Source organism: Chryseobacterium camelliae (genome assembly GCF_030818575.1).
GTDB lineage: Bacteria > Bacteroidota > Bacteroidia > Flavobacteriales > Weeksellaceae > Chryseobacterium > Chryseobacterium camelliae_A.
Genome location: NZ_JAUTAL010000001.1, coordinates 628,536 through 652,614 on the forward strand (window position 1 = coordinate 628,536; position 24,079 = coordinate 652,614).

A 24,079-nucleotide genomic window follows, 5' to 3' on the forward strand; every position below is an offset into this window, starting at 1 on the left:
TTGCTTTGCTTTTTTACAAATTTTGATAAGATGCAAATTTAATGTTTTTGGGCGATTTAGGTTTAAATATTTGATACTTTTACGAAGAATTGCATCATGATTCAGAAACATTTTTAAGATGCTTTTCCCGCTTTTCATGACAATTCCTTATTGGGTGGTCTCGCGTTGCTTTGCCGATTGCGTGAGATATAATTTTATTAAAAATGTATTATTGGCAAAGGGCGGGTTTTCGGCATACGTATTTAGAATCATTTGTTTAAATTGATACTACGATGATTTGCATATTTTGGGACGGCACTTGCAGGATAAAATGAATGTACTAAACCTTGCAGTTTATCATATAAGTTTTTTATATTCGTTTTCATATTACCAAAAGCCTCGAGTATTTCATATAAACATTTGAAAATCACGAGTAAATAAAATAATATTTGATGATGAAAAATGAAACCATTAAAAACTGGATTGATCAGTATTCCGGGCAGTTGCTGAGAAGGGCTGTTTATCTGCTGTCTGATAAAACGGAGGCGGAAGATATTGTGCAGGAAGTTTTTATCTCTGCTTTTTCGTCATATCAATCCTTTAATGGTAAAAGTGAGCCTCTGACCTGGCTGATGGCTATATTAAAAAGAAAAGTGGCCGATTTTTACCGTGATTTTAATAAAACTTTAGAGGATTGCCTGGAAGAATTGCCAGTCCGTTGGAAATTTCCGATGAAAATGTATTATCTTGAAGAAAAAAAAGCATCTGAAGTAAGTCAGGAATTCGATATTTCTACGACTAATCTTTGGAAGATTCTGCAGAGAAGCAGAATGCAGCTCAGAGAATGTCTGGAGTTTAACTGGTTTGCTCAATCATAATTACTTTTTAAATGTTTAAAAAACTAATACATATCCTGTTCTTACCCTGTAATGAAGCCACAATGTTGATGGAAAAACAAAATGCAGGTAACACTTCTTCTAAAGAGAACTGGAGACTTTTCATGCATCTTAAAATCTGTAAGTGGTGCATGGCTTATAAGAAAAAGCTGGAACTTTTAGATGAAATTTTGAAAGGGAAACTTTTCAATGAACAGAAAAATGAAATTAAAGAATTTGAAATTCAGGGTTTTAAAGAAAAAAATTTGAAAAAATTAGATATTTGATAAATTTTTTGTCAGGATTTTGAAGACGTTCCGACTATATTTTTGAAAACATTGAAATATTAATTCAAAATCAAAAAAAATGAATGGAACCGCACTTAAAATCGATAACGAAAACCTTGTAAGGAAAGCAGGGTATTACATCTCACTTTTCGGAGCCGCAATTATTCTGCTCTGGATCGGAATTTTCAAGTTCACACCTACAGAAGCAAACGCTATAAAACCTTTGGTGGAAAACCATTTTCTTACTTTTTTCGTATATGATATTGTAAGTATTCGGGCAGTGTCTGATACTATCGGAGTGATAGAGATTATCATTGCATTTCTTTTACTACTTAGTGTGAAATTTGCATCACTTACAAAGTATGCTGCCATCGGAATGATCATTACCTTCCTTACTACATTGAGCTATTTATTTACAACTCCAGGAATTTGGAAAGTAGTGGACGGAATTCCGGTTACAGATTTTTTTATCCTGAAAGATCTGATGTTTTTAGGATTTGGATTAATGATTTTAAATGGTAAAAAATGAATAATAAGATAAAAATGAAGAATATATTGATACTGCTCAGTGTAATTCTGGGCATTGCGGTTTTTGCGACCAGCTGTGGAGATGCAAAGTCTAAATCCACGGAGATAAAGAAAAAAAATGAGACCATTATGGACAATAAAAATGTAAAAGAAGTGTATTTTGCCGGAGGATGTTTCTGGGGAACGGAACATTTTTTCCAGCAGATCAGAGGGGTAGTAGGAACCGAAGTGGGATATGCCAACGGAAATAAGGAAAACCCGACTTATGAAGAGGTGGTAAGCCATACCACAGGATTTGCCGAAACCGTGAAAGTAAAATACGATCCGGAGCAGGTTGACCTTAAACTTCTGATTGACCTGTATTTTAAAACAATTGATCCTACCAGCCTGAACAAGCAGGGCAATGACAGGGGAGACCAGTACAGAACGGGAATTTATTCAACAGATAAAGAAACGGAAGCTGTGGTAAAAGCTGAAGTGGCGAAGCTGGCCAAGAATTACAGTAAGCCGGTACTGGTGGAAACCATTCCACTGAAAAACTTCTACAGGGCTGAAGATTATCATCAGGATTATCTGGATAAAAACCCCGGAGGATATTGCCACATTGAACCTGGATTGTTTGAAATGGCAAGAAATGCCAACCCACCTAAAAAAGAAACAAAATACCAGAAGCAGGATAAAAAAGTCCTGAAGGAAAAACTAACTGCCGAACAGTACAATGTTACCCAGGAAAACGGTACAGAAAGAGCATTTCAGAATAAATACTGGGATGAAAAACGCGATGGTATTTACGTGGACATCACAACTGGAGAGCCGTTATTCATCTCTACGGATAAGTTTGAATCAGGATGCGGATGGCCTAGCTTTTCAAAACCGATTACTAAAAAACTGATCGAGGAAAAACTGGACAGATCGCATGGAATGACCAGGGTTGAGGTAAGAAGCAAAACAGGTGATGCCCATTTAGGACATGTGTTTAATGACGGACCTGCAGATAAAGGCGGATTGAGATACTGCATCAACAGTGCATCGCTGAAATTCATCCCAAAAGAGGAGATGGAAAAACAAGGATACGGAGACTATATAACATTACTGGATAAGAAGTAAAGTGAAGAGGAGGCTGCCGAAAGGCAGTCTTTTTTATATAGGACCGAGCTGGAAGCGTTGTTGGATGCTGAGCATTGAAATATTCAGGAACAATAAGAATCCAAACAGAACATAATATGCCTGTTGAGGAAGATATTGGATAAATGATTCAGGCCTGAAAATATGTAAAACAGGTTTTTCAGGCCTGAAGTCACCGCCTACTACACCTCCGCAAATACCATATCTTTCAGATCTGTGAGGATCTTTATATTCATGGACGGCAAAAAAATGATTTGTTTTTTCAACGTCCACTCCGTATGTATCCTGCTTCGCCACTTTCATGGCATCAATTAAAGCAATGAAATCCTGATACGTATTGTCATCATTAATCACAAACTCAATGCCCGTTTCTTGTTCATTCCTGGCCTGGAGCTTTTTTAATTCTGAAACATAATACGGCCGGTTTTGTAAAGCGGTGTTTGGTTTTACTGTGATTTTCTTATACTTCCATTTGCGGTACGGCTCAAAAGTATTGAAATGATTTTCCATTCCCTTTTTAACTTTTGCCGGAAGCCCAAGGTCCAGCACGGTATATTGAGGATGAACCCTTTGGTTTCCATAATACCAAAACAGCAGCGGAATAAGCAGAGCACTGATTAACCCGGGCACATAATATATCTTTTTCATCGTCTTCATTTTTGTTAAAGTTAATAAAAAATATCATCTGCTGATGTACAGGCTTTTTGAATATCACTTTAAAACAGGCCAAAAAAAAGTGACCCGCATCCGGGCCAGTTAATATATTTTAACAAATGTAATAATACAGCTTACCAGTCCCTTTTTTTCAAAATCCAGTATGAAGCAAAAATGAAAATAGCACACCAAACCAGGCAGGCAATAAGACTCTCGGTAGGATAGTGGAACTCATATTTTAAACCCAGCATTTTAGCTGCATTCAACCTAACCATTGGATTCGGTATCAGGCTGGACATGCTTTCCAGAGGAAAGAGCTTGGAAATGAAAAAATCATTCTGCAATACCTGGCCTCTCTGTACTTCATTAAGACCGTGCATTTTCTGATAGCTTTCTACAGCCGATAAAATGATTTCTACAATCCACAATACAAAAAAAGCAAGGAAAACAAACACTGATTTCCTCAGCAGAACCGAAAGGAACATCAGGAAACAGAAAAAGGTGAGAAGCTTGACAAAATAATTGCCGATAAAGAACATCTCCGCAAAAACTTTGTCAGATTCCGTTGTATTGGAGTATTGGTATCCTATAAACAAGGTAATGCCAAAAACAATCGCAGTTGAAATCACCGTAAAAATGCCGATGGTCAGCAGTTTTGAAGCGATGAATTCCTCCCTGCTCAGCCCATCGATGGTATTCTGTTTAAACATCCTGTTGCTGAACTCCTGGCAAATGGAAAATACGATGATAAGCCCGAGGAAAATTTTCAGCAAAGCTACAATCCATGTGGTAAAGTTCCAGATCTCCGGAAAATTATAGATTCCCTGCTCCTTTAGATTTACTTTCCCGCTAAACAGGTCAAAATCAACCAGTCCTACAAACAGCATCGCGATGAGTATGGCAAAATAAAGGATGCTGAATATCTTGAACGGTTTGTAGGTAATGTTTTTATAATATTCGAGTTTTAATAATCTAAGCATGGTTCGTGTTTTTTACAAGTTCAAGGAATTGGGTTTCAAGAGAGAGTTTCTTTTTCGTGAGGTGAGAAAGGAAAATTCCTTTTTCTGCCAGCTTTTGGTTCAGCGCTGATGCCGAAACCGATGCATCTTCACGGATCTGGGCTTTTATCAGTTCCCCTTCCATGCTTACAGATGAGAACCACTGCAGTTCCTCCAGTGTGCTCAGCAGAAGGGTATTGTTATCTGCTTTCAGCTCAAAATATCCCGTATTGTTTGATATTTCGTCCACTCTGCCACAGTAAATCGAATTTCCTTCTTTCAGGACGATTACATGGCTGCATATTTTTTCGATCTCATCCAGAAGGTGGCTCGCAATGATGATCGTGATGCCTTGTTTGGCAATGCTGTTGATGATTTCACGGATCTGGATAATGCCTTCCGGATCCAGTCCGTTAGTCGGCTCATCCAGGATCAGCACTTCAGGATTATTGAGTAAAGCAGAAGCAATAGCCAGACGTTGTTTCATTCCGAGGGAATACGTTTTGAAAGCGTCTTTTTTCCTTTCTAAAAGTCCCACGGTTTTAAGGACCTCATCAATCCTCTCGTAAGGCGTTCCCTTGATTTCAGCAACGATTTTAAGGTTTTTTTCGGCACTGAGGTACGGGTAGAAGTTAGGCTGTTCAATGATGGCCCCGATTCTTTTCAGCGTTTCAGGATCTGTACCCTTTTTGCCGAACCAGTACCAGTCTCCGCTGGTAGGATTGATTGTAGAAAGCAGCATGCCAAAAGTGGTGGATTTCCCGCTGCCATTCGGACCCAGAAGGCCGTAAACATTTCCTTTTTCTACGTCAAAAGAAATATTGTTCACGACAATTCTCTTGAATTTTTTAGTCAGGTTCTTGACCGATAAAATTTTTTCCATGTAATTCGTTTTACATTATACTAGTCTCAACAGATTTTGAATTGTTACAGAATTTGTAAACAATACTTAGGAAAGGTAATGATAATTGTTATAACTGGGTTTAATTTTACCAATTTTTAATATTGATTCTATGAAGATTTAGCAAGCATTAAGCAAAAAAAAGATTCAAAATGATGAGCGGCAGCCGCTATTGAAGTTGTGGGGAAATCTGTATATTTATAAGATAAAGCATCTTTCGCCGGCCGTATCCTTCAGTTGGCTTAAAATTCGATGCGTTGAATACAGAATGTAATTATTAGATTGAGTTATGAAATTGATTGAACTTGCCCAGGAGCTTGACGTATCAGCAGAAGCGATCAAACAGTTTATCCAGGATTTCGATCTGGAACTGGCCAACTGCATCAGCACCAACTTTGAAGTGAAAGAGGATTTTGAAAAATTTGCCCGTGAAAACATTGATTTTCTGCGGCGGTACGAAAAAGACCTCGATAAAGCCAAAACTCCCGGACAGATTGCTGAAAAGATCAACCAGCCGCAGGAGAAGGTGGAAGAAGCGATGAAAGAAATCAACCCGAATATTTTTGACAATGGCTTCTTCAAATCATCGGTTTCAAGCTATGGGATTGATAATAAGCTGGGCGGAAATTACCAGTTTGTCTATAATTATTTTGGAAACATTACAAGCCTCCAGAAAAGGGATTTCATTGGATACAGGGATTTGTTCTTCTATATTTCCAGTGTCCTGGAACCTTTTCTGAATCCGCAGCAAATCAAAGACTGGGGGATCAATAAACCTGCGGGAGTCATTCTGTACGGCCCTCCGGGGAGCGGGAAGATTTTCTGGGCCAAAAAAATAGCCGAAATCATCGGATATGAATTCAGGGAGGTAAAGAAGCATTATTTGGGAACCTCATTTGTAGACGGAAGCAAAACCCATTTCAATGATTTCCTCGTCACGGCGATGAAACAGGACAAAGTATTGCTGTTCCTGGATGATTTTGACAGCATCATGATGGCCAGGAAACCTGAAAATAACGTAGCGGCATGCAACCTGGAAACCCAGGAAGTCATTCTGCACCATATTTCGAAGTTTGAACAGGAAAATGTACTGATGGTTGGTTCTGCCACCACAGTTTCAGAGATTGATGAAGAAATTCTGGCTCCGGGAAGATTTGATGTTCTGATTCCCGTCTTTCCGCCGAATAAGGCAGAACGTTCGGAAATTATCCTGTATTCGATGACCAGGAACCTGGACAAAAGCTCACTCCTGTATAAAATCCTTAAAAATAATAAAGCCGACAAGATTCCTTTCTGGGATGAGGTTTCATCAAAAATGAAAGTGTTCAGCAACACCATGCTGATCGATTTTACCCAAAGCCTTAAAAAACGCATCAAATACCTCTACTATAAGACCAAGAATGAAAATCTTAAAATTGATAAAAATGTTCTTGATGGCGCATTAAGAGACGCCGCAGGTAAGCTTACCGAAGAATACCTGGATCAGATTGCCATGTTTCTTAAGGACGTTATCATCAACAGCTCAGACCAGTTCCAGTACAGGATCCAAAGCCTGAAAACAGAACTCGATGCCTACAGGGTAGTGGAAGAACCGAGAAGGGCGATCGGTTTTCAGCATAATGACGAACAGAAGGATGAGTGAGGCGGGGAATTATAAATTTTAAATTATAAATTTTAGATTTTGAATTTTGAATCTGGGCGTGAGGAACAATATAAATTGATCAAACTTCTTTTCATCATCAAGCCTCGTATTAAAAATCTATAATCTAAAATTTAAAATAAGTAATCAATTATCATTAATCATTAATCGATTATCAATTATCAATTATCAATTATCAATTATCTGGTATCTATGTATCTATCTTCTGATGTCTGATATCTAGTATCTAGTATCTGAAATCTGATATCTAAATCTTATCTTCAAAATCCACATTTATCCGTATTTTTGCATAAAATAGACATTCGTGATCAATAATGACCATATAAAAGAGGTCCAGTCAAGGATCGAAGACTTACACAAATACCTTCAGATTGAAAAGAAGAAGATAGAAATTGCCAATGATGATGAAAAAACGGCGGCTCCTGAGTTTTGGGGAAACCCAAAAGAAGCGGAAGCTTTCCTGAAGCAGCTGCGTTCAAAGAAAAAATGGGTGGAAGCCTATGATGAGATCAGCAGCCAGTTTGAGGATCTGCAGGTATTGGCTGAATTTGCCAAAGAAGATCCGGATTCTGAAAAGGAGCTGGATGAAACTTTTCCGAAACTGGTAGAAAAAATAGAGGACCTTGAATTCAAGAATATGCTTTCCAATGAAGGCGACGAGCTTTCAGCAGTTTTGCAGATTACAGCGGGAGCAGGCGGTACGGAAAGCTGTGACTGGGCATCCATGCTGATGAGGATGTATACGATGTGGGCAGAAAAGCAGGGCTATAAAATCCGTGAACTGAATTACCAGGAAGGCGATGTTGCCGGAGTGAAAACCGTTACCCTTGAGATCGAAGGTGAATTTGCCTTCGGATATCTGAGAGGGGAGAACGGGGTACACAGGCTTGTCAGGATTTCCCCTTTTGACTCCAATGCGAAGCGACATACGAGCTTTGTGTCGGTTTATGTGTATCCATTGGTGGATGATACCATTGAGATCAACATCAACCCGGCAGATATTTCCTTTGAAACCATGCGGTCTTCAGGAGCCGGAGGTCAGAACGTGAACAAAGTGGAAACGGCTGTACGTCTTCGCCATGCACCTACCGGAATCATCATTGAAAACTCAGAATCCCGTTCACAGCTTCAGAACAAAGAAAAAGCCATGCAGTTGCTCCGTTCCAGGTTATACGAAATGGAACTCGAAGAGCGGATGAGGGCGCGGAATGAGATCGAAGCCAATAAGATGAAGATCGAATGGGGAAGCCAGATCCGGAATTATGTGATGCATCCGTACAAACTGGTGAAAGATGTGCGTTCCGGCTATGAAACTTCAGATGTGGATGCCGTGATGAACGGGAATATCACTCCTTTTCTGAAAGCCTTTCTGATGGCTGATGGAACAGCTGTTTCGGATGATGATCTTGAGCTTTGATCCTGCAAGAATTTTTAGTTAAAAATTGATAATTAATTTTCTTATCAGGGTTTTAAAGCCTATTTTTGTTATTCAACGATATATATGGAAGATTTCAATAGCTGGAGAGATTTGCTGAACCCCGAATTTTATATAAAGTTAGGTGGCTTTTGGCTCATTTTGTTTATCATTTTTGCTGAAACAGGGCTTTTTGTAGGCTTTTTTTTACCGGGTGATTCGTTGCTATTTGTTTCGGGAATATATGCCGTTGAAATAATTCAACAAACATTCGGATCTACGGGAAGTGACTTCCTGGATACGCTTATCCTGGCTACTTCCGTTGCCGTGGCTGCTATTATTGGGAATGAAGTAGGGTATTATTTTGGAAGAAAAACAGGCTCAGCATTATATAAAAAACAGGATACCATGCTTTTCAAGAAAAAATACCTGTACCAGGCCCATGATTTCTTTGAAAAAAACGGTGCATTGGCAATCATCATGGCCAGGTTTTTACCGGTCGTAAGAACTTTTACCCCGATTGTTGCCGGTATCGTAAAGATGGATAAAAGAGATTTTCTCAGAGACAATGTCATTGGGGCGGTTCTTTGGTCGTTCCTGCTGATTTTTGCAGGGCATTATCTTGATAAACTGTTCATCGACCAGTTCGGAATCGATTTAAAGAAAAAACTGGAGCTGATCATTATCGTTATTGTTCTGATCACAACATTGCCGATCATTTTTAAATTCATATTCGGGAAAAAACAGGATTTTTCAAAGTATGAAAACCATAATTTCGATGAAGAAAAATAAGAAATTCAATTTGAACTCATAAAAAGATAAACCCGCTACTCAGGCGGGTTTATCTTTTTATGAGTATATGTTTGGCATATACCATAGCATGTTTAAAAGGTTCCAGCCGATGTAATCTTATTTAAATATACACTTGCAGATTATGCCGATTCAAATGCAATGAAATCTCTTACGTCTTTGGGAAATTGCATTACCTGGTTCCCCATTCAAACGGTTCTATTTTTTGATCCATTCCAGGATATTGGGGTAAATAATACTGTCCCTTTTGGTCTTGCTGAAAAATCTTGGTGCATGCCCTGTGTTTTTCATAAAAATCAGCTTATGCAGGATCTGCCTTGCACTTAAGACAGAGTCCAGGGCTTTAGCTTGTTTCTGGCTCACCAGAATATCCTGATTCCCCTGAAAAAGGAGTGTAGGAATATCAGCCACATTGGCTATCGGGCTGGCTTTCCTGAATTCATCAGATAGATCTTGGCGGTGGAATTTTGTACCTACTACTTTCTGGATGGTGGGCGAAGAATATTTGGAATAAAATGAATGTATATATTCTGGGGAATAAAAATCTGTGGGACCGCTCAGGGAAATGATTTTTTTTATCTGCTCAGGATGCCGGTACCCATACAACAGAGCCAGATGGCCACCTGCACTTTCTCCCAGAAGGATATAATTGTTGGGCCGAAGCTCAGCTTTTTCGGCCAGTGCATTGAACTTTTCTATCGCAAGTCCAATGTCTTCAAGCTGTTGCCGGTAAGTGATGGTTTTAGATACCAGCCTGTAGTTTATATTGATACTGGGTATTTTATTTCTGAACAGCATCTTCTGGATCTGTATCATATGTTCCTTACGCCCGTATTTCCAGGCACCTCCGTGAACAATTAGGACCACCGGGGAATCTTCAGGATAATCTGATGGCAGGAATACATCCATTTTCTGCCGTTTATCTTCTCCGTATTTTAAATTATAAATTTTCTGCTGACCTCCCGGACCAACCCAAACCCTGAATTTAGTATTGCAGGACTGCAGGATAAAACCGATGCATCCCATGACAAAAAAATGATACCTGAGAATGAGTTTTTTCATTCATTAAATGTATGAAGAATTCTGTTGATTGTAAAAATAGTCAATGCTTGCTAAAGCTTTTCTGCTGTCTTTGATGAAAGTCCTTTCTTGATGCTGATAACATCCTTTTCTCCTTTTTTGAAGATGAACGAAATTTCGGTATCGTCATCCTGAAGAAAAAATACATCTTCTTTTTTAGCCCGCATTCTTACCTTGGGAGCTTTATTGTTCTGAATAAAAAGCTGTCCGTTTTCGTAAATAATATGAATCACAGTATGATCAGAAAGTTCATAGTCACCTACATATTTTTTAAGTACATCTTCACTCAAAGCTGTTTCTTTGTTCGGTTGGGGAAGAGTATAAGGTTGTTCCAGAATAGCTGCTAAAATAGTATTTCCCGCTGTCTCCAGTTTTTTACTTGTTATATTGTTTAGAAGGATGATGCAGAGGTCATCTTCAGGAAGCATGGCAAAATAACTTGTTGAACCTTCTATATTTCCTCCATGGTTAATTAATTTTTTACCATAAAAATCATCAATGAACCACCCATAGCCATAGCCGCTCAAATAAGGTGTGGTTGCTTTTTTGAATGTTTCTCTGGAAACAATTTTATAATCCCTCAATCCCACATAGTAACGGTACAGGTCCTCAACAGTACTGTAAATCTGTCCTGCAGGACCGGTTAATGTAGAATTCCACACTTCTGTTTTTTCCTGTCTCGTATTTGAAATATAAGAATAGGGAACCGTTTTGTGCGTACTTTTCAGAGCCATATAGTTAAATCCGGTATGAGTCATCTTTAAAGGATTTAAAATGATTTTTCTTACCGTATCCTCATAAGAAAGTCCTGTAATTTTTTCAATGATGATACCCAATAAAATATATCCTGAATTGGTATATGAGAATTGGGTACCGGGTTCAAAAGCCAGCGGCTCGTTTTTAAAAAAAGAAAGCTCTTTATCTTTGGTAATGCTTTTTCCGGTGTGGAGCATACTGAAATACTCTTTATTTTGCAGTACTTCATAGATTCCTGAAGTATGGGTGAGAAGATGCTCAACAGTAATTTCATTTCCCCTTGGATAATCGGCAATATACTTTGAAATAGGATCTTTTACAGAAAGTTTACCTTCCTCACTTAGTTTTACAATGATTAAGGCAGTAAAAGATTTCGTTAAAGATGCGATTTGATAAACACTTTTGTCCTGATTAGGGATTTTTTTTTCTGCGTTTTGCCAGCCGTATGACCTTTCGAAAATATTTTCATTCTGATAATGAACCAAAGCTGTTCCATTAAACTTATTAATAGCGGCATAGGCTTTTATAATACGGTCTATTTCCTCCTTTTTCTCTTTCAGATTAATAGTATGGAGATTAGCCTTTGTCTGAGCTTGTACAGTAAAACCGAATGTGCTGAACAGACAGAACCAACATCCAAAAATAAAAATAAGAAATTGACGTTGCATAGTATCAGATTTTAGAAGGTAAAATGTTTGTAAAATTACAGGTTTGAAGCGCAGAAGGTCAGGGAATTGCTATTTCTGGGAATCATTTTTGCAATGGTCTTCAATGTCAGCAAAAGTCTGGGAATCCGTTAATAAGTCTATATAGTTTTTAATTTGGTGAACAAACTCTTCATCGGGTATTGTTCCAAGCTTCAGCCAAATATTTTGTAATTGGATTTCCCGGTTTTCATCCATTGGATAGATTTTAAACAAAGATATAAAATATTAAAGCTGGGCATTGCTTATTCATTCTTACAATTTTCAAATTATTGTCAGATTATAAATCCAAAAACGGAATTAAATAATTATTTTTGCTCTTCATTTAACAAACATTAAAAAAATATTAAAATACTATGGCATCTGGTTTTTTTGCAGTCCTGGATGATATCGCCGCCTTAATGGACGATGTAGCTGTTACAAGTAAAATAGCAACGCAGAAAACTGCGGGAATTCTGGGAGATGACCTTGCAGTAAATGCTGAAAAGGCTACCGGGTTCCTTTCTTCAAGGGAATTGCCGGTTTTATGGGCTATCACGAAAGGGTCATTCCTCAATAAGCTGATCATCCTTCCCATTGTGTTTTTACTTAACTGGCTCTATGCTCCGGCAATCAATTATGTACTGATCCTTGGAGGTCTTTACCTGTCTTATGAAGGCATGGAAAAAATCATAGAATTCCTTTTTCACCGCAATAAGAAAGGACATGAAGCAGAAGCAGAAATTGAGGAAGCAGAAGATAAGAGTCCTGAAGAAACAGAAAAAGCGAAAGTGAAATCGGCCATTACCACAGATTTTATCTTATCTATAGAAATCGTTATCATTGCTCTGGGAACAGTTCTGGAAGAAAGCCATCCTTTTATCACTCAGATTCTGGTAACCAGCCTGGTCGCTTTTATTGCCACAGTAGGCGTATACGGAATTGTTGCCCTGATTGTAAGAATGGACGATGCCGGATTTAAACTCATCAAAAAAAGCAACGATAAAGGATTCTTCGGAAAGCTAGGGCATGTATTGGTAAAAGCATTACCTATTGTGATCAAGGCCCTGGGTGTCATAGGCACCATTGCACTGATTATGGTAGCGGGTGGAATTTTTGCCCATAGGATAGATTATTTTCACCATCTGCTGCCTACGTGGCCGAAAGTTCTTAAGGAAATGACTTTCGGGATAGCAGGTGGACTTATTGCTGTTGCTGTTTTCACGGCGGGTAAATGGGCATATTCCCTGGTTGCTAAGAAATAGGTATTTCAGCATAAAAATTCAGATCCTGCAACTTAGTTTGCAGGATTTTTTTTACCATTCAAAAATTAATCACTGCCGCAAAAGTGCTTATATTCTGGCCGAAATAGTATAATACCGATAGATAATCGGCCTGATCTTCAGTAAGGTTGATCTGTTTGAGAAATCGTCCGTGTAATTTATCGAATTCCTGATCATGCCGTTGTAAAAACTTCAGCTTATCAGATGCCCTTATTCCTTGATTAAATGTAGCATACCATAAAATCAAAATTGGTATAAGACGGTTTTGTAAATGAGCAACGGTAAATTGAATTCTTAAAAATTATCAAGACACAAGTTTTAGGATCACAATAAAGTATTCAGCATTAAAACTGCCTTGAATTAATACATCAGCCGCCATGTTGACAACTGACTTCAGCAGTACCGGTTTCTTATTCAGTCATTTTTTTTATTTGTTGCAAAACGTTTGTCCACGCTGTTTGTGAATGTTGCTGTGCTTGTTCGCTGGCAAAACCTGTCTGGGTCAGTGTCAGCAAAGTTTAATTTCTTCGATATTAGTAGCGGGTGGAATATTCTGAAGATTAGCTAATTGGTTATGGAGTGGGTAGTTATATTCATTTACAGTGGAATATTACATATGAAAAAATCATTGCAGTTCGGAACAGGACAGGGATCCGGCAGGCGTCTTTCTCAAGGCATTAGCTTTCTGGCCAGCTATATTGTGATGTGATAAATATTATATTTTATGCTATGCTATGCGTAACAAATTTAATGATCTGATTACTAATATAATGAATCATCAAAATAATATATTATGGAAAATATTGTCATCACCAATGCGCTTGTTAAAAACTATGGCGCATTCACTGCTGTTAAAGGCATTAACCTTTCTGTACCCAAAGGATACATTTATGCTTTGTTAGGCCCTAACGGAGCAGGTAAAAGCACAACCCTTTCCTTAATCCTGGGACTGATGAAGCCCAGTTCGGGACAAATTACCCTGTTCGGAGAAAACTGGCAGAGGAGTCTGCTGGGAAGAATCGGAGCCAGTATCAACGGCCCTGCGCTCTATAATCACCTTAATGCCTATGAGAATCTGGAAGTGCATGCTAAGATGCTTCATCTGAAACTGGAGCATATAAAAACTGCCTTATCCAGTGTCAATCTTACCGATACCTGCAATAAACCGGTAAAGAGTTTTTCTATGGGGATGAAGAGCCGTCTGGCACTTGCTATTGCCCTGCTGGATAATCCTGAACTCCTTATTTTGGATGAGCCTCAGAACGGGCTTGACCCGGAAGGGATCAGAGAGCTGAGAGATCTTTTGAAAACATATACAAAAGAAGGAAAAACCGTTCTTATTTCAAGCCATCAGTTAGGAGAAGTGGCAAAACTTGCAGATTATGTGGGCGTGATTTCAGATGGTGAACTCGTTTATCAGGGTACACTTAAAAACCTGTCGCCTGATGAAAACCGGCTGGAAGAAAAATATATGGAATTAACAAGAAAAGTGTCATGAAAGTTGTACTTATTCAGTCAGAATCAATTAAACTGCGTAGATCTAGCGTAGTAAAAATTGCATGGATCGGGCTTTGCATGGGACTGATCAGCGGAACCCTTTTTATGATCAGTAAACAATCCAAACAGTCATGGGAAGGCATCAATGCCTGGCATACCTTATGGACTACCTTTCTGTATCCAATTGTTATAGCACTTATGGCCGGCCTTACCGCTAAAAGAGAAAAATCTGCACGCGGAGGGGGAACCTGGTGGAGGCCTTATTCACTCAGGGAGCTCCGTGCTGCAGAGTATTTCTGGCTTGTTATTATTATTGCTGTTACCACAGCATTTGTTCTTCTCGCCAGTATACCTTTCGGAATCATTGCCGCACTGCCGGGTCCTGTACCTTTACTACAGCTGTTAAAGCTTTGCTTCTTCTTAACAGTGAGCGGCCTCGCCATCATGGCAATTCAGCAGAAGCTTGCTTATGCAGCAGGACTTATTGCAAGTTTATTACTGTCACTTGCAGGAACCATATCTGGTGTGGTGATGGCAGAGCACAGATTATGGTGGATGAATCCATGGTCCTGGCCGATACGTTCTTCGTTGGTATTTACCGGAACTCATGCCAATGGCATTCCTATGGAGCCTAATGATCCGGGTTGGACTATTTCGCCATGGCTCACTGTTGTGCCTTCAGTGTTGATGGCAGTCGTCATGCTTTCTCTTCCGTATTTTACCCTTCAGAAAAGAAAGCAGCGGGCTCGGACAAAACCTGAAAAAAAGGATGTGGTTTACAAAAGCAACTTTACAATAACCGGCTATATTGCAGCTGAACTGGTGAAAACCAAGAAGACCATTTTATACTGGCTGTGTTTCGGAATTCCGTTGCTATTTGGAGCAATTGCATTATGGAGAAGTGCTCCGATGAATATATTGCAGTTATGGTCTATTCTGGTTCTGCCTTTCGGAGCCGCACTTCTTTCTGCACTCGTCTGGATGCCGGAATCCGGTGCCTGGCGAATACTCTGTACACGACCAGTGTCTATTTCAAAACTGTACCTTACCAAACTTATGGTAGTATGGGGTTTGGCTAATGCCGGAACTCTCATATTCCTGCTATTTTTGCTGTCATCGAAAGTTTCGTTGGTGATCTTGGGCAGTTTTTACCTGATCTATTGTGCGTTAAGTTTTGCACTGTTGGCTTTTAATCTATGGATGGCAGTCAGATTTAACGTAGGCATGACATTGGGAGCCGGAGCAGTTTTTACACTTTTAGCGCTGATCATAGGCGGTACCGGGCTTGGGCAGGGAATCTGGCCATTTTTTCCGTGGACCTGGGGGTGGATGGCGGTAAAAGAAGGAACCGTATGGTATAGCTTTTTATCCATCCTGATAGGGGTCATTTTCAGCTGGGCTGGAGTGTACTATGTGAAATCAACTTTCATAAATAATGACCAATAAACAAATTATTCAGCTTTATGAAAGAGAAAAGGCCGTCTCATCACTAGTGAAGACGGACTTTTTTTATAATTTCTCTCGACCTACTGTCGGAGAATGGTTTTCATACAATCGATTCTCAATCACATTATTGGGTTGTGAGACTCATTCGTCATTAAATGATCAATAACTGCCGCAGATGTTTCTGATATCTTGATTAAAATAATATAGTGCCGATAAGTAATTGGCCTGATGCTCGGTAAGATGAATTTGTTTCAGAAACCGCGTGTGTAATAGGCCGAATGCCTGGTCATGACATTGTACAAACTGCATCTGCATTTCGGGTTCAGGATATTTTGATCTGGCAATGGCATAACAGGAATCATCAATTTCGTATTCCCTTTTCATAAAGTCACAGAAACTTAAATGCTGCTTATCCAATACATCCAGGATGGCTGAATATTTTTCTTGATCTTCAGATTTCAAAAAGCTCAAAGCCTTAGTCCTGAATTCATCAGTGGATAAGCGGGCCTGTTTGAGGGTAGCCAGATCATCTTTAATGGAATTTCCTGCTTTTTTTTTGACAGGAGATGATCAACAAGACAAGGAGAATAAAAAGGTTTTTCATATGGGTTTTAATTAAAGCTAAATTAAACCCTGATGATATACATGAAAAAAGGATTCCCGTAAGAATCCTTTTTTTATGATTAATTGAACAGGTCTTTCACCTTGTCAAAAAATGTTTTCTCTTTTCCGGAAGGTTCCGCCACCATTTCTCCGCTGCTCATCTGCTTTTCGAAGAAATCCTTCTGGTCCTTGGTCAGCTTCTGAGGCGTCCAGACATTAATATGGATGAACATATCGCCTTTTCCATAGCTGTCGATGCTTGGAAGGCCTTTACCTGCAAGTCTGAGGATTTTTCCCGACTGTGTACCCGGATCTATGGTGATTTTCACCTTTCCGCCTACGGTAGCCACTTCTCTCTTGGTACCCAAAGCGGCTTCTGCAAAAGAAATGTACAGTTCCTGGTGAAGATTATCTCCTTCTCTTTTGATGGTCTGGTCCACTTCCTCTTCAATAATCACCAGCAGATCTCCCGGAATTCCTCCGAAAGGTGCATCATTCCCTTTGCCTCTTACATTCAGTTGGATACCATCTCTTGCTCCCGCAGGAATATTGATGGTTACTTCTTCCTCGTCTTTGATGAGACCCTGCGCATTAGCACCGGCAGGGATTTTATCTGCTACTTTACCGATTCCCTGGCAGGTTCCGCAGGTAGTCTGGGTCTGCATCTGGCCGAACATGGTGTTCATTACCTTCAGCTGTACCCCTGAGCCGCCACAGGTAGGACAGGTTTTTGAAGTGGCTCCTTCAGCCGTCTTCATCTTTTTTACTTTAATGGTCTTCTGGGTCCCGTTCACCATTTCATCGAGATTCAGCTTGATCCTGATTCTCAGGTTGGAGCCTTTTACCTGCTGACGTCCTCCGCCGCCACCTCCGAAACCACCAAATCCGCCGCCGAAAATGTCTCCGAACTGGCTGAATATATCTTCCATATTCATTCCGCCGCCAAATCCGCCGCCGAAACCTCCGTTTCCGCCTACACCGGCATGACCGAACTGGTCATATCTGGAACGTTTCTGATCATCGCTCAGCACCTCATACGCCTCTGCAGCTTCTTTGAACTTTTCTTCGGCCTCCTTGTCACCCGGATTTTTATCCGGATGGTATTTGATTGCCATTTTACGGTAGGCCTTTTTTATTTCGTCGGCTGAAGCAGATTTGCTTATCTCAAGAACCTCGTAATAATCTCTTTTTGACATATTTAATATATGAGTAATTAGTAATGAACAATGAGTAATATCAAAATTGACTATTACCCATTATTTATTGCTTATATTTTAATTTCCTGTAACTACTTTAGCAAAGCGGATTACTTTATCATTCAGGGTATAACCTGTCTCCACCACATCCACAATTTTACCTTTCAGGTCTTCGGACGGAGCAGGGATCTGCGTAATGGCCTCGTGAAAATCCACATTAAAACTGTCTCCAGGTTTTACATCCATCGCTTTAAGCCCTTTTTCACTCAGTTTATTCTTGAATTTCTGATAGATAAGTTCCACACCCTGTACATCCGAAGGGTTACCGTTTTTAGCAATTTCCTTCAGTGCTCTTTCAAAATCATCCAGGATGCCCAACATGGAAACCATCATTTCCTGGTTGGCAAACTGGAAATACTCCATCTTTTCCTTGGCAGTTCTTTTCTTGTAATTTTCAAACTCTGCATACAACCTGATGTAACGGTCTTTCTCCTCTGCCAAAAGTTCCTCGGCCGTAGGTTTAGCTGTCACATTGTCTTCTGCAGGAGATGGGTTCTGGGTATTGGTTTCTTCCTGATTATTGATGCTTTCTTCGTTGATATCCTGATTTTCCATAATTCAATATTTATTTTCCATAGGTTTTGACAAACATTCTGCCAAAGGAAAAAATATGGACATTAAGTCAGAAAGGAAATACTTTAACAGGAATAAAAGTAAGAATCAGGATTAAGTTTAATGGCCGGAAAAAGTCTGGTACAGAAGATACAGGTTAAGGATGATAATAATAAAGGAAATGATCCATACGCAGATCTTCATCCACGGTTTGTTTACGAACTCACCCATTTTGGCTTTATCACTCGTAAACATAATGAGAGGCACCACGGCAAAGCTGAGCTGCATGGATAAGATTACCTGGCTCAGTACCAAAAGGTCTGTTGTTCCTTTCTCTCCCGAAATAATCGTCACGATCAAAGCGGGTATAACGGCGATAAGACGGGTGATCAGCCTTCTCAGCCATGGTTTCAGGCGGATATTCAGAAAGCCTTCCATAACAATCTGCCCCGCTAATGTTCCTGTAAGGGTAGAGTTCTGCCCGGAAGCCAGCAAAGCAATGGCAAAGGCTATACTGGCCATTGACGCACCCAATATAGGAGTAAGCATTTTATACGCATCATGGATATCTGCAACATCCTTGTTTCCCGAAACATGGAAAGTGGCTGCAGCAAGGATCAGTATGGCACCGTTAATGAAAAATGCCAGCATCAGCGAAACCGTACTGTCCAGTGTGGCAAATTTTATGGCTTCCTTTTTTCCTTCTCTGGTCCGTTTATAATCCCGGGTCTGTACTATGCTGCTGTGTAGGTAAAGATTATGCGGCATTACCGTTGCACCCAGGATTCCGATCGCAATATAGAGCATGGAAGGATTCCGGATGATTTCCTTTTGAGGAACAAGGCCGCCTAAAATTTCATTAATGTCTGGTCTCGAAATAATAATCTCATAAAGAAAACACGCCAGGATAATGAAAATAAGCCCCCCAACGATGCTTTCTATCCACCTGAAACCTTTAGCCTGCAGCAGAAGAATGAATAAAACATCAACCGTTGTGATGACGATACCCCATGTGAGCGGAATATGAAAGAGCAGATTCAGCGCTATAGCAGATCCTATGACTTCTGCAAGATCGCAGGCGGCAATGGCAATTTCACAGAAAATCCAAAGAATAAAATTGGTGGCAGGGCTGAAATGGTCGCGGCATGCCTGTGCAAGATCACGTTCCGCTACTACGCCCAGTTTGACGGAGAGGTGCTGCAGCACCATAGCAAAAATATTGGATATCAGGATCACAGAGAGCAGGGTATACCCGAACTGAGCCCCTCCGGCAATGTCGGTAGCCCAGTTTCCTGGATCCATATAACCTACGGCTACCATTAGTCCGGGCCCTGCAAAAGCAAGATACTTCTTCCAGAATCCTGCGTTTTCAGGTATTTTTACAGACGAATATACTTCAGGCAAGGAGTGGAGCGTCTTATCTTTCCTCCAGGCATTTTTCAGTTTCAGATTCATAATTGTTAGAAATGGCTAACAAATTTAATTAAATAAATGTAAATACAAAACTTAAGCCAAAAAAATCCCGGAATATGCTTCCGGGACAAGTATTAGTAAGTGATATTTAATTATTTGGCAAATCTAACCGACATCCTTCGGTCTGATGCTCTTTCAGCATCTGATGCACTTGCATCTACCTTGGCAAATTTGCTTCCATAGCCTTCTGCACCAATTACCTGAGAAGAAACCCCCTGCTTGGACAGCCAGTCTTTAATAAAGACAGCCCTCGCTTGGGAAAGTTTAAGGTTTGAAGCCTCATTTCCGGTCTTATCGGTATAACCTCCGATTTTGATTTTAGCTTCCGGATATGCTTTCAGAATTGCAACAAGGTTTTGCAGCTGGCCTTCCGATCCTGCCTCAAGCTGGTCAGATGTTCCCAGTTTGAAATTAACGTGGTCAAAATCATACCAGGTATCCTTTAATGCTGCATCATCTTTAGCGTTTTTATAACCTCCGGATTTCAGGAAGGCAATCATTCTGTCCTCCATTCCTCCTTTGTATCCTTTTAATGCGGTTCCGTTTAAATCAATATCTTCATCGGTTTTGGAAGTTGCTGCTGCATTTATACTGCTAGCTCCGGAAGAGGCAGTAGTGGTGTCTGTTTTTACAGTACCGGAATCAGATACCGATGTGGTAACAGTTGTTTCTTTCTTTTCACATTGCTTCCAGATGAAATAGGCGGCTGCGATCAAAAGCAGAAGCGGAAGAAGCCATTTCCAGATTGATCCTCCGCCGTCATGTGTATTCCTGTCCGGATTTGTTCCTTCAGACGACACACTTTTGGTCACTTCTATTTTGGGCTCATGATGAGGAGTCTTGATCTGATCGCCATCGTTATCAAACTTATATCTGATGTTCCAGTTGTCCATTCCCAATGATGCCAGGGATAATCCTGCAGGCATCAGGCTGGAAACCGTATTTTTCTGGTCATTCAGTAAAGTTGTGATGCCTGAACGGTCAAGGTTCTGGTCAGCTGCATATTTGGCAATAGCTCCTACGGCAGCTGCAGCGACAACATTCATAATAGAGTGAGAAGTATTGTTGCTTACGCCGGAATAGGTTGCAATGGTATTAACCAGCCCGTTTACTTTATCCCCGAAAATTGAAGATAAAATATCTGACAGTGCAGAATGGCCGGAAGCTTCTCCGGACAGGTTGCTCAATATGCTGCCTGAAGCAGGATCGGATAAGTGATCGAGTACCTTGGGATCATCAGAGTGATTGGCCAGTCCGCCTACCACTACGGGCAGAAAACCGCCAATGGCTTTTGAGATTCCGGATTCGCTTTCCCCATATTGGGAAGCTGCCTGGGAGACTAATGCAGGACCGAGTTGCCCTTTGATTAGATCAATGACATTTAGAGACATAATAATTATTTTTGAGATTAATGTTATATAAATTTAAATAAAAAAATCTCTAAATGTCATTTTTTTTCCGATTATTTATACCTACTCCGATAAACTAGGGGTATAAAACTGGCGGAAATTAGTATGCTTTTGCGAATAATACACGCCTTTTAGAAGGTTTTCCGGAAATAAGGGAAATTCCTTCTTCCACATCATCATCCAAAGGTATGCATCGGATAGTCGCTTTGGTTTCCTCCTTGATCTGTTCCTCTTCTTCTGCGGTACCATCCCAATGGGCATAAATGAAGCCTGTTTTTCCTTCCAGTACCGTTTTGAATTCCTCATAAGTATCTACCCGGGTCACATGCTCTTTCCTGAAATTGAACGCTTTGTCGTAGATGTCTTTCTGAATGGTCTTCAGCAATTCTTCTATGTAAACATCAATTCCCTCGATGGCACGTACTTCTTTCGTCAGGTTATCCCTTCTGGCAATTTCCACCGATTTGTTTTCAAGATCCCTAGGCCCCATGGCAATTCTTACCGGAACGCCTTTCAGTTCATATTCTGCAAATTTCCATCCCGGCTTATTTTGGGTATCATTATCAAATTTCACAGAAATACCCTTGGCTCTCAGTTTTGCCTGGATGTCCAATGCTACTTCACTGATCTGGTTCAGCTGTTCCTCACCTTTGAAAATAGGAACAATCACTACCTGGATCGGTGCCAGTGTAGGAGGAAGTACCAATCCTAAATCATCTGAGTGGGTCATGATAAGTGCCCCCATCAGACGGGTGGAAGTTCCCCATGATGTCGCCCATGCATGTTCTATTTTTCCTTCCTTATTCGTGAATTTTACGTCAAATGCCTTGGCGAAATTCTGTCCCAGGAAATGGGAAGTTCCTGCCTGAAGTGCTTTCCCGTCCTGCATCAGAGCTTCAATACAGTAGGTTTCGTCTGCACCGGCAAACCTTTCAGAAGGCGTTTTTAATCCTTTCACTACCGGTATTGCCATGAAGTTTTCTGCAAAATCTGCATATACATCAATCATCTTTTCCGTTTCTTCAACAGCCTCTTCTTTGGTAGCGTGAGCGGTATGGCCTTCCTGCCAGAGGAACTCTGCGGTCCTGAGGAAAAGGCGTGTCCTCATTTCCCAGCGCACGACATTGGCCCACTGGTTAATCAGAATCGGCAGATCACGGTAAGACTGGATCCAGTTTTTATACGTATTCCAGATGATGGCTTCGGAAGTCGGACGTACGATCAGTTCTTCTTCAAGCTTGGCATCCGGATCTACGATCAGTTTATGCGGATTGTTCGGGTCGGTCTTCAGCCTGTAGTGTGTTACTACGGCGCATTCCTTAGCGAATCCTTCAGCATTTTTTTCTTCTGCCTCAAACAAGCTTTTGGGTACGAAAAGCGGAAAATAAGCATTAACGTGACCGGTTTCCTTGAACCTTCTGTCCATTTCGTCACGCATTTTTTCCCAGATTGCATATCCGTATGGTTTAATTACCATGCATCCCCGCACACCTGAATTTTCAGCCAGGTCGGCTTTTACAACCAACTCATTATACCACTTGCTGTAATCTTCGCTTCTTGAGGTTAATTTTGCCATTATTTTTTTTAATTTTTTAACTTTTTTATGTTATTGTTATCTAAAAATAAAAATCTATTTTTGATGGATTTTATTGCCGTTGTTTGGTATATTTTTGGTACCATTTGCAAATATAATTTAAATTGAAAATTTTTTCGTTATCATGAAAGGAAATATACATAAAAAATTGCTTGGCATGCTGAAATCCAAAGGTGTTTTGGCTGTTTCGGGCGCACTGTTGCTGGTTTCCTGCGGAGCACAGATGGGAGGCTACAGTGAGACAGACGGGGTATATTATGACCCTAATAAAGATACATTGCCAGAAGGTGTAATTATAAACAGCGAAGGCAACAGGGTAGGTGAATACTACGATTACTATGAAGATGATTCCAATGTTATCCAGAATGCAGAGATGAATTCCAAAGCTCAGGACCAAAAGTACAACGCCTGGAGCGGCAATTCCTGGAATGGAACTGCCACTGATTCAGACTGGGGGTCATTTGCCGGAACAGAAATGAATTATTATGATAATTCATGGGGCGGCTGGGGCTATCCTTGGGGATGGTACGGTGGTTACAGCCCTTACTGGGGCATGAACAGAGGCTGGGGCTGGGGTATGGGCTTAGGTCTGTCCTTGGGGCTGGGGAGGTTCATGGGGATACAACCCGTACTGGAGCTTCGGATATTCTCCATTTTGGGGATATGACCCTTACTGGGGCGGAGGCTACTATGGCTATGGTTACGGATATCCTTATTGGGGATGGGGTAACGGCTATTGGGGAGGCTATTACAATGCACCTCTTTACAGAAGAAGCAGCTCCGGCGGCAGAGGATTTATCAACAGTGCCAATAGCGGAACAGGATTCAATAAATACAACGGTGCTTCCGGATTCAGAAGTAACAACGGAGGTTTCAGAAACTCCAATTCCAATAACGGATTCAGAAATTCTAACGGTGGATTCAGAAATTCTTCCAATGGCGGTTTCAGGAATTCCAATAATATGGGTGGTTTCAGACAGCAGGGCAATATGAACGGCGGTTTCAGAAATCAGTCCGGAGGATACAGAAACAATCCTACCTATAATGCACCTTCTTACAGAAATGATGGTGGATTCCGTTCTAACAGCGGAGGCGGCTTCAACTCCGGAGGCGGAGGCTTCAGAGGTGGTTCCGTAGGTGGAGGCGGAGGCTTCAGATCCGGCGGCGGTGGCGGCGGATTCCGAGGAGGCAGATAATCTATAAATAACTATTATAA

General features: G+C 40.5%; 25 protein-coding genes. 13 read left to right on the forward strand and 12 right to left on the reverse strand.

What is annotated here, in order from left to right; all coding sequences use genetic code 11:
- Positions 1–431: 431 nt before the first annotated feature.
- From QE404_RS02890 to msrB, 4 genes are all read left to right on the forward strand, one after another.
- The gene (locus QE404_RS02890) at positions 432–857 is read left to right on the forward strand and encodes a sigma factor (RefSeq protein WP_307446235.1); all 426 of its coding nucleotides are present in this window, start codon (positions 432–434) and stop codon (positions 855–857) included.
- 11 nt (positions 858–868) lie between these two features.
- Complete coding sequence (locus QE404_RS02895) at positions 869–1,141, forward strand: hypothetical protein (protein WP_307446238.1); 273 nt, start codon at positions 869–871, stop codon at positions 1,139–1,141.
- A 79-nt stretch (positions 1,142–1,220) separates the two neighbouring features.
- Entirely contained in the window at positions 1,221–1,670 is a 450-nt protein-coding gene (locus QE404_RS02900; RefSeq protein ID WP_307446241.1) for a DUF417 family protein, read from the forward strand.
- Positions 1,667–2,776, forward strand: a complete 1,110-nt coding sequence (gene msrB / locus QE404_RS02905) for a peptide-methionine (R)-S-oxide reductase MsrB (protein ID WP_307446243.1) — start codon at positions 1,667–1,669, stop codon at positions 2,774–2,776. The genes QE404_RS02900 and msrB overlap by 4 nt, the downstream gene beginning before the upstream one ends.
- A gap of 33 nt (positions 2,777–2,809) precedes the next feature.
- Here the strand turns inward: msrB and QE404_RS02910 are convergent, their stop codons facing one another.
- The 3 genes from QE404_RS02910 to QE404_RS02920 all read right to left on the reverse strand — a co-directional run bounded on the left by QE404_RS02910 (position 2,810) and on the right by QE404_RS02920 (position 5,329).
- Positions 2,810–3,442: a hypothetical protein gene (locus tag QE404_RS02910; RefSeq protein ID WP_307446245.1), complete on the reverse strand. Its 633-nt coding sequence runs from the start codon at positions 3,440–3,442 to the stop codon at positions 2,810–2,812.
- A gap of 140 nt (positions 3,443–3,582) precedes the next feature.
- Complete coding sequence (locus QE404_RS02915) at positions 3,583–4,428, reverse strand: ABC transporter permease (protein WP_307446247.1); 846 nt, start codon at positions 4,426–4,428, stop codon at positions 3,583–3,585.
- Positions 4,421–5,329: an ABC transporter ATP-binding protein gene (locus QE404_RS02920; protein WP_307446250.1), complete on the reverse strand. Its 909-nt coding sequence runs from the start codon at positions 5,327–5,329 to the stop codon at positions 4,421–4,423. The genes QE404_RS02915 and QE404_RS02920 overlap by 8 nt, the downstream gene beginning before the upstream one ends.
- Positions 5,330–5,636: 307 nt before the next feature.
- Here QE404_RS02920 and QE404_RS02925 point away from each other — a divergent pair, with 307 nt between their 5' ends.
- The 3 genes from QE404_RS02925 to QE404_RS02935 all read left to right on the forward strand — a co-directional run bounded on the left by QE404_RS02925 (position 5,637) and on the right by QE404_RS02935 (position 9,213).
- Positions 5,637–6,989 carry an AAA family ATPase gene (locus QE404_RS02925; RefSeq protein ID WP_307446253.1) on the forward strand — a complete coding sequence of 451 codons (1,353 nt, stop codon included), beginning with the start codon at positions 5,637–5,639 and terminating at the stop codon, positions 6,987–6,989.
- Between the two features lie 322 nt (positions 6,990–7,311).
- Entirely contained in the window at positions 7,312–8,424 is a 1,113-nt protein-coding gene (gene prfB, locus QE404_RS02930; protein ID WP_307446256.1) for a peptide chain release factor 2, read from the forward strand.
- A gap of 84 nt (positions 8,425–8,508) precedes the next feature.
- On the forward strand, positions 8,509–9,213 hold the full coding sequence (locus QE404_RS02935) for a DedA family protein (RefSeq protein WP_307446258.1): 705 nt from the start codon (positions 8,509–8,511) through the stop codon (positions 9,211–9,213).
- A 216-nt stretch (positions 9,214–9,429) separates the two neighbouring features.
- Here the strand turns inward: QE404_RS02935 and QE404_RS02940 are convergent, their stop codons facing one another.
- From QE404_RS02940 to QE404_RS02950, 3 genes are all read right to left on the reverse strand, one after another.
- Positions 9,430–10,293, reverse strand: coding sequence for an alpha/beta hydrolase (locus QE404_RS02940; RefSeq protein WP_307446261.1), 864 nt, complete (start codon positions 10,291–10,293; stop codon positions 9,430–9,432).
- 50 nt (positions 10,294–10,343) lie between these two features.
- Positions 10,344–11,735 (reverse strand): serine hydrolase domain-containing protein, encoded by a 1,392-nt coding sequence (locus QE404_RS02945; RefSeq protein WP_307446265.1) that lies wholly within the window; start codon positions 11,733–11,735, stop codon positions 10,344–10,346.
- A gap of 69 nt (positions 11,736–11,804) precedes the next feature.
- The gene (locus QE404_RS02950) at positions 11,805–11,969 is read right to left on the reverse strand and encodes a hypothetical protein (RefSeq protein WP_307446268.1); all 165 of its coding nucleotides are present in this window, start codon (positions 11,967–11,969) and stop codon (positions 11,805–11,807) included.
- A gap of 158 nt (positions 11,970–12,127) precedes the next feature.
- Here QE404_RS02950 and QE404_RS02955 point away from each other — a divergent pair, with 158 nt between their 5' ends.
- The 3 genes from QE404_RS02955 to QE404_RS02965 all read left to right on the forward strand — a co-directional run bounded on the left by QE404_RS02955 (position 12,128) and on the right by QE404_RS02965 (position 15,976).
- Complete coding sequence (locus tag QE404_RS02955; protein WP_307446272.1) at positions 12,128–13,015, forward strand: DUF808 domain-containing protein; 888 nt, start codon at positions 12,128–12,130, stop codon at positions 13,013–13,015.
- Between the two features lie 811 nt (positions 13,016–13,826).
- Positions 13,827–14,531, forward strand: coding sequence for an ABC transporter ATP-binding protein (locus QE404_RS02960; RefSeq protein WP_307446274.1), 705 nt, complete (start codon positions 13,827–13,829; stop codon positions 14,529–14,531).
- Positions 14,528–15,976 carry an ABC transporter permease gene (locus QE404_RS02965; RefSeq protein ID WP_307446277.1) on the forward strand — a complete coding sequence of 483 codons (1,449 nt, stop codon included), beginning with the start codon at positions 14,528–14,530 and terminating at the stop codon, positions 15,974–15,976. Before QE404_RS02960 ends, QE404_RS02965 begins: the two co-directional genes overlap by 4 nt.
- 159 nt (positions 15,977–16,135) lie before the next feature.
- On the opposite strand, the gene QE404_RS02970 is transcribed toward QE404_RS02965, so the two are convergent.
- The 6 genes from QE404_RS02970 to proS all read right to left on the reverse strand — a co-directional run bounded on the left by QE404_RS02970 (position 16,136) and on the right by proS (position 22,845).
- Positions 16,136–16,447, reverse strand: coding sequence for a hypothetical protein (locus QE404_RS02970; RefSeq protein WP_307453700.1), 312 nt, complete (start codon positions 16,445–16,447; stop codon positions 16,136–16,138).
- A gap of 212 nt (positions 16,448–16,659) precedes the next feature.
- The gene (dnaJ, locus tag QE404_RS02975; RefSeq protein WP_307446283.1) at positions 16,660–17,775 is read right to left on the reverse strand and encodes a molecular chaperone DnaJ; all 1,116 of its coding nucleotides are present in this window, start codon (positions 17,773–17,775) and stop codon (positions 16,660–16,662) included.
- 78 nt (positions 17,776–17,853) lie between these two features.
- Complete coding sequence (locus QE404_RS02980) at positions 17,854–18,390, reverse strand: nucleotide exchange factor GrpE (RefSeq protein WP_371935105.1); 537 nt, start codon at positions 18,388–18,390, stop codon at positions 17,854–17,856.
- 117 nt (positions 18,391–18,507) lie between these two features.
- A complete protein-coding gene (locus QE404_RS02985) occupies positions 18,508–19,842 on the reverse strand; it encodes an Nramp family divalent metal transporter (RefSeq protein ID WP_307446288.1) in 1,335 nt (444 codons plus the stop codon).
- A gap of 110 nt (positions 19,843–19,952) precedes the next feature.
- Positions 19,953–21,251, reverse strand: a complete 1,299-nt coding sequence (locus tag QE404_RS02990; protein WP_307446291.1) for an OmpA family protein — start codon at positions 21,249–21,251, stop codon at positions 19,953–19,955.
- A gap of 118 nt (positions 21,252–21,369) precedes the next feature.
- The gene (gene proS / locus QE404_RS02995) at positions 21,370–22,845 is read right to left on the reverse strand and encodes a proline--tRNA ligase (RefSeq protein ID WP_307446294.1); all 1,476 of its coding nucleotides are present in this window, start codon (positions 22,843–22,845) and stop codon (positions 21,370–21,372) included.
- Positions 22,846–23,020: 175 nt separating this feature from the next.
- Here proS and QE404_RS03000 point away from each other — a divergent pair, with 175 nt between their 5' ends.
- Genes QE404_RS03000 through QE404_RS03010 form a run of 3 tightly spaced genes read left to right on the forward strand, consistent with a single transcriptional unit; the run spans position 23,021 to position 24,059 of the window.
- Entirely contained in the window at positions 23,021–23,530 is a 510-nt protein-coding gene (locus QE404_RS03000; RefSeq protein WP_307453702.1) for a hypothetical protein, read from the forward strand.
- The gene (locus QE404_RS03005) at positions 23,527–23,856 is read left to right on the forward strand and encodes a hypothetical protein (protein ID WP_307453704.1); all 330 of its coding nucleotides are present in this window, start codon (positions 23,527–23,529) and stop codon (positions 23,854–23,856) included. The genes QE404_RS03000 and QE404_RS03005 overlap by 4 nt, the downstream gene beginning before the upstream one ends.
- Complete coding sequence (locus QE404_RS03010) at positions 23,826–24,059, forward strand: hypothetical protein (RefSeq protein ID WP_307453706.1); 234 nt, start codon at positions 23,826–23,828, stop codon at positions 24,057–24,059. Before QE404_RS03005 ends, QE404_RS03010 begins: the two co-directional genes overlap by 31 nt.
- The last annotated feature ends 20 nt before the right edge of the window (positions 24,060–24,079 follow it).